Source organism: Bacteroidota bacterium, from assembly GCA_030706565.1.
Classification (GTDB): domain Bacteria; phylum Bacteroidota; class Bacteroidia; order Bacteroidales; family JAUZOH01; genus JAUZOH01.
Genome location: JAUZOH010000225.1, coordinates 1 through 6,124 on the forward strand (window position 1 = coordinate 1; position 6,124 = coordinate 6,124).

Here is a 6,124-nt window from a genome sequence, read left to right on the forward strand (position 1 = left end):
ATTCAACATATAGCTTTTGCAGTCGACAGTGTTGAAACTGCCTTAAGTGATGCTTCTGCCAAAGGGGTGCAGCTTATCGACAAGCAACCCAGAGATGGTGCTGAAGGAATGAGTATTGCTTTCCTTCATCCCAAATCGACTTTCGGTGTACTTACCGAACTTTGCGAGAAGAAAAAATAACAGTAAAATAGTTGGTTTAAATTCAATATTTTACTTCATTAAAAACTTTTAGCCCTCTTTTTTAGAGGGCTATTTGTTATGTGCCATACAAACCACCTGGTTGTGAAAGGTTGACGTGGGTGCTTTCATTTACCAACCATTGGCTAAAAGAACAGAGGTCAACAAGTCTGCCTCTTCTGTTTTCTTTCCTGTTTTTGCTGTTCTTGTCATTGATTTAAATCGGGAAACTGCCGTATCCGCCAACTGGCGAATGTGCGGTGGCATGAACGATTGGAAAATAAAACAGGAAGGCAATTGTTTTATTTCCTACTCAATCACCATAATAATGATTCTTTAATTCGTCAGTTGTAAACTGGCGATTTCCCATAAGAGGAATTTTTTGCTACAGGATTCACTCATCATATCTTGATCATTGCCAGGATTAAAGATATAGCCCAAAGATTTTTTATATAAAAAAATGCGCTACAGAATTTTGGAATGTGGACAAACTCACTGCTAACCCTTATATATCCGTAAATCATTTTTGGCAAAAATACATAAAAGATAATATGCGATTAACAAAGAATATTTTAAAACAACCTGAGTGAATGTAAATGACTATTGTTAAGGGGAAAACTATTCTGCCTTCTTCCTGTTCTACGTTTCATTAAGGTCTGATTTTAGCTGCAGCAATGATGAGAGTTTGTAAAAAGTAAAATTAAAATTTCATCATTTCACATAATATGATAGATTTTGATTTATTTTTAGTTCGTTTATGCGAATTGTACATTCTTTTTTAATTGATTTTTTAATTGATCCTTAATTATGAAAGGATTTTTACAACAGACAAGTATATTTATCATAATTGTATTCCTGGCTTTTGGTAATCATGCGATTGCTCAAAGGCAGATGGAGAAACTGAACCGCGGGGTTGTTGCTGTGAGACCCAACAGTAGTCAAGTGTTTGTAAGCTGGCGCTTATTCGGATCCGATCTGGCTTCTACTACATTTAATTTATACCGGGGAACCACAAAAGTCAATTCTTCCCCTATTGACGGGGCAACCAATTATACCGACAATACAACTGCCGATAGCATTTATACGGTAAGGGCTGTAGTGAATGGCGTTGAACAACCTCCTTCTGGGTTTTCAAAAGTCTGGCATCAGTTTTACAAGGAGATTCCGTTAAAAGTACCTTCCGGGGGGACAACTCCTGATGGCATTGCTTATACCTACAGTGCCAACGATTGCAGTGTGGGAGACTTGGATGGGGACGGCGAATATGAGATCGTTCTGAAATGGGATCCTTCCAATTCTAAAGATAATTCCCTAAGTGGCTATACCGGCAACGTATACCTGGATGCCTATAAGCTGGACGGCACATTTTTGTGGAGGATAGACCTTGGAAAAAATATCCGTGCCGGTGCTCATTATACGCAGTTTATGGTCTACGATCTGGACGGCGACGGCAAAGCCGAAGTGGCCTGTAAGACGGCTCCGGGTACCAAAGATGGCAAAGGAAATTATTTAAGCGGTACGGCTGCTGGTACGGATAATAATGCAGATTACCGTAATTCTAAAGGGTATATCTTATCCGGTCCTGAATACCTGACGGTATTTAACGGGCAGACCGGTGCTGAGATAACTACGGTTAATTATGATCCTCCCCGGGGATCTGTTTCTTCCTGGGGCGACAGTTATGGCAACCGCGTTGACCGTTTCCTGGCCTGTGTGGCTTATCTGGATGGCATACATCCCAGTCTGGTGATGTGCCGGGGCTATTATACCCGTGCTTATCTGGCGGCTTATGATTTCCATGCAGGGACATTGACAAAACGCTGGACTTTTGACAGCAATACAACCGGGAATTCCGGTTATGCCGGACAAGGCTGCCACAGTCTTTGCGTGGGCGATGTGGATGGCGATGGCTGTGATGAAATAGTTTATGGAGCCTGTACCATCGATCACAATGGAAAAGGACTGTATACTACCGGTTTGGGCCATGGAGATGCCCTGCACCTGGGCGTTTTTGACCCTTCTTTGCCGGGATATCAGGTTTGGCAGGCCCATGAGGATTGTTCTACTAATGGAAATGTGGGAGGATCATTCAGGGATGCAAAAACCGGCAAAGTTATCTGGTACTATCCCGGTACTACCGACCAGGGCAGGGGTATGGCTGCTGATTTGGATACTACTAAAGGGATTGAATGCTGGGTGGGTTCATCCGGACTTTATTCCTGCAAGGGAGCACTTTTAAATACCTCAAAACCTGCATCGGATAATTTTGGGATCTGGTGGGACGGTGACGACCAGCGCGAACTTCTGGATGGTACCAGGCTTGATAAGTACAAAACCGGCAGGCTGGTTACTTTCTCTGATTATGATATGGCCACTGCTTGCAACAGCACTAAGAATACGCCCAATCTTCAAGCTGATATACTGGGTGACTGGCGCGAAGAAGTGATTCTTCATTCTGCTGATAATACAAAATTGCTCATTTTTACCACCACTACCCCGACTTCACGCCGCTTGTACACCCTGATGCATGATCCGGTGTACCGTCTGGGGATTGCCTGGCAGAATGTGGCCTACAACCAGCCTCCTGATGTGAGTTTCTATCTTGGAAAGGGCATGTCAACACCTTCGTTTCCTGCGATGTATTATCCGGATTATAAACTGGCCCAATTCATAACGTTTGATGCACTTCCCAATAAATTGAACACTGATACGTCTTTCTTGCTGATGGCAAAAGCAAGTTCCGGATTGGCCGTAAGTTATACCAGTTCAAATACATCGGTGGCAACGGTCAGCGGGAATGTAGTCGGGATCATTGGCCCCGGGACAACAACCATCACGGCTTCACAGGCAGGAAATGAGGAATATCTGCCGGCATCCAATGTTCAGAAAACATTTACAGTAATAGCCACGACTGGCCTGAAAGTCTTATATTTAAAGGATATCCAGGTATACCCTAATCCTGTAAAAAAGTGCCTGTATGTGTATCTTCCCGACACCAGGCAAAAATTCCTGATTAAGGTGAATTCCCTGGACGGCAAAACATTGTATGTAAACAATTCAAGTAATCAGTTTAATGAAATTGATATGGGCAGGTATGCATCCGGAACTTATATCGTTATGGTTGAAGCCTCTGACGGGGCTTGTACGAAGAAGATATTAAAGTTGTAAATTACCATAAATATTTAACCACAATGGACACAAGGTTTTAACAAGGATCACAATTCCTTTGTGTGACATAGTGGTAAATGTATATCTTGACTTCGCCCCCTTAAAAACAGGGGCTATAACTGGCCAGTGGAAATTTTCGGGGAAGGAGTTGAAAATTCAAAAGCAGAACAGATAAAGGATGAAAATATTATTCCTATTTGTGCACTTTGTGGTGAAAAAATTATAACCACAATGGATAAAAGATTCCACAAAGTTCAAGAAGAAACTTTGAACCATTTAACCATTGAATTATCTTGAACTATCAGGGCACTCAGGACTTATAGAAAATAAAAATTTCTCAGTGTTCTTAGTGGTATGTATTTTCCATATTTACCCGCACAATCCACCCCGTTTTTGTTTCTGCAAAGCTGCCAAGGGTTTTCACTTTGGAATTGAGCGAGGTGATTTCCGGAGCATTCTTGTGCTCTTTAAATTTGATGATAAAATCAGCCGGATGGTTTGGCCGTAAAGCTATGGTATCTGCATGAGGTAACTGAAACTTACCGTCCCACCTGACTTGTACAAATCCTTTTTTTGAACTGCCGATCAATGCCTCGAATACCGGTTTGTTCACTGTCAGGGTATATCCCTTTTTTGCCATTGAATAAGCTTTTTCTCCCCCGCTGTATTTTGCATTGACCTTCATAAACGGCAGATGGGTGAGCCCTTTGGAAAGTGGACCCAATGAAGGGAACAACATCAAAATGATGAGAAAGGAAATGATGGCCCAGCTGTAACCTATGATTGATTTAAAATTTTTCATCTTTTAATTTTTTTACAAGAATATTTAACAAAACGGAATAAAATGTTTATGCCAGGTGCATCCATTGAAAGATATGATACAAGGCCTGTATGTAACTGCCTGATGAAAATACGGCCAGGAATAAGAACGACGTATAAAGGAACAGGTTCCTTGCGAAACTGGTGTGCCGGCCTTCCGCAGTCCCTTTTATCGTATAATGTATAGCCGATTTGCTGCAGGCATCCACGCATTTCCCGCAACGGGTGCAGGTTATGGAAACTTTTCCGTCCCTGATATTGTTTTCGGAAATAGCATTAACCGGGCAGACTTTTGCACATTTCATGCATTCCGAACATTTTGATTTGTCAATTCTTACATCGAATGCGCTTACCTTATTAAACATCGAACTGAAGGCACCAACCGGGCAAAACATTCCGCACTGGGTACGCTTTCTGGTCAATATGGGCAGTACAATTACCAGGGAAATAAAGAGCCCCAGGAAAATAATCGTCTTGATCAGGGTCTCGGTGTTGGTTACTTTTTCATATTCGGTTACTGTTTTAAACGGGCAAAGCCAGTTGCAGTAAGTGGGAGATAAGCTAATCGCTGCGCTGATCACTACCAGCAGCAGGACTGCATAAGGCATCAGCCTGTAAATTGATGGTATATGTTTGATGAGGGGCTTTTTCTTTAAACGGGAGAAGCCATCGTCCCAGCCTCCGTAAAAGCAGCCCCAGCTGCAGAACCCACGGCCCAAAACGATACTGGCACCAAACCAGATCACCACCATCGTGGAAATTGCGGCAAATCCCTCAATGATACTTCCCGGGAAAATGATGGATTTTGTCAATGCTGCCGGGATAATCGTCATGGGGATAACCATGTGGCAGAACGGTATTTTACACTGCAAAAAGTCTGCATTATTAAAGGAAACAGCTTGCCTGGCCGACACCATAAATGAGGTAAAGCTGATGGACATGAAAATTGAGAACAGGATAAAAATAATGGCCCTGTACCGGTCGGTACGGCCTGTGTATAACATCAAGAAAAACATGAGGGTGAAAAATACGTAAGTAACCAGCAAAGCGGTGGTTTTGCCGGCATCAGAAAAATCAGGTTTTCCGCCCGACATGAAAAAAAACAGAATAAACGACATGGGAAGGGTCAACAAAAGTGATTTCCAAAATTTCCCGGTGGTGGAATAAACAGTGAATTTAGTCTGAATTGCTTTCATACATTAATAATTAATTTTTATAAGTTGTATTGAACACCCATGTATTTATATTGCTTATGGCAATCCGTCAACTGACGGATTATTGCCGTTTTGTGTTTCCCGGAATCATGAGTGTTTCATAAATCAGTTTGTAAGTAAATGAATAATAATGAGTAATCCTTTTATAAGAAACCATAACCCGATGAGAATGGCAGCCAGCCTGCCTGTATTTTTATACAGTTCGTTTTTCTTTAAAAAACCCAGAAAAGGTAAAGGTACAAAATATACGGAAGTTCCCAGGAAGAACAATGAAAAGTAAAGCAGGGTGCGCATGATGCCCATCTGCGCCGATGCGCTTTGGGTAATTGCCAGCAGCAGCGGCGGACAAAGGTTGATGCTGCTGATGATCCCCCAAAGAAAAGGAATGGTTTCTCGGCGCAGGTGAAAACGTTTGATGATTTTCTGTCCTGTGCTTATTTTACAGGCCTGTTTTTTTTTATAAAGTTGATTATATAACAGGATGGCTGAAAATATCATAAAACCGCCTCCGGTAATAATGGATTTCCCGGTATAGTTAAACAGGATGAATGATTGGCCAATAGCTGCTGCAAAAACGCCAATGGACAGGTAAGTAAGCAGTCGGGCGCTGAGGTAAATTGCCAGTATCTGAATACTCATTCCCACCGTTCCCTGCCGCGAAAGCATATAGGGGAACAGTACAATCCCGCACGAAGCCAGACACACCGCACCGCTCGAAAGTCCCAATATAAATGCTTCATTCATTG

Annotated in this window: 7 protein-coding genes; 4 read left to right on the forward strand and 3 right to left on the reverse strand. The window is 42.2% G+C overall.

What is annotated here, in order from left to right:
- The 4 genes from Q8907_11240 to Q8907_11255 all read left to right on the forward strand — a co-directional run.
- On the forward strand, nt 1-180 hold a 180-nt coding region (locus Q8907_11240; protein ID MDP4274841.1), incomplete at its 5' end, for a VOC family protein.
- A 139-nt stretch (nt 181-319) separates the two neighbouring features.
- Nucleotides 320-517 (forward strand): hypothetical protein, encoded by a 198-nt coding sequence (locus Q8907_11245; protein MDP4274842.1) that lies wholly within the window; start codon nt 320-322, stop codon nt 515-517.
- A gap of 467 nt (nt 518-984) precedes the next feature.
- Nucleotides 985-3,345, forward strand: coding sequence for a T9SS type A sorting domain-containing protein (locus Q8907_11250; GenBank protein ID MDP4274843.1), 2,361 nt, complete (start codon nt 985-987; stop codon nt 3,343-3,345).
- A 126-nt stretch (nt 3,346-3,471) separates the two neighbouring features.
- On the forward strand, nt 3,472-3,642 hold the full coding sequence (locus Q8907_11255; GenBank protein ID MDP4274844.1) for a hypothetical protein: 171 nt from the start codon (nt 3,472-3,474) through the stop codon (nt 3,640-3,642).
- 49 nt (nt 3,643-3,691) lie between these two features.
- Here the strand turns inward: Q8907_11255 and Q8907_11260 are convergent, their stop codons facing one another.
- From Q8907_11260 to Q8907_11270, 3 genes are all read right to left on the reverse strand, one after another.
- On the reverse strand, nt 3,692-4,147 hold the full coding sequence (locus Q8907_11260) for a hypothetical protein (protein MDP4274845.1): 456 nt from the start codon (nt 4,145-4,147) through the stop codon (nt 3,692-3,694).
- A 46-nt stretch (nt 4,148-4,193) separates the two neighbouring features.
- The gene (locus Q8907_11265; protein ID MDP4274846.1) at nt 4,194-5,360 is read right to left on the reverse strand and encodes a 4Fe-4S binding protein; all 1,167 of its coding nucleotides are present in this window, start codon (nt 5,358-5,360) and stop codon (nt 4,194-4,196) included.
- Between the two features lie 123 nt (nt 5,361-5,483).
- Nucleotides 5,484-6,124: sulfite exporter TauE/SafE family protein (locus tag Q8907_11270; protein MDP4274847.1), on the reverse strand; the 641-nt coding region annotated here is incomplete at its 5' end.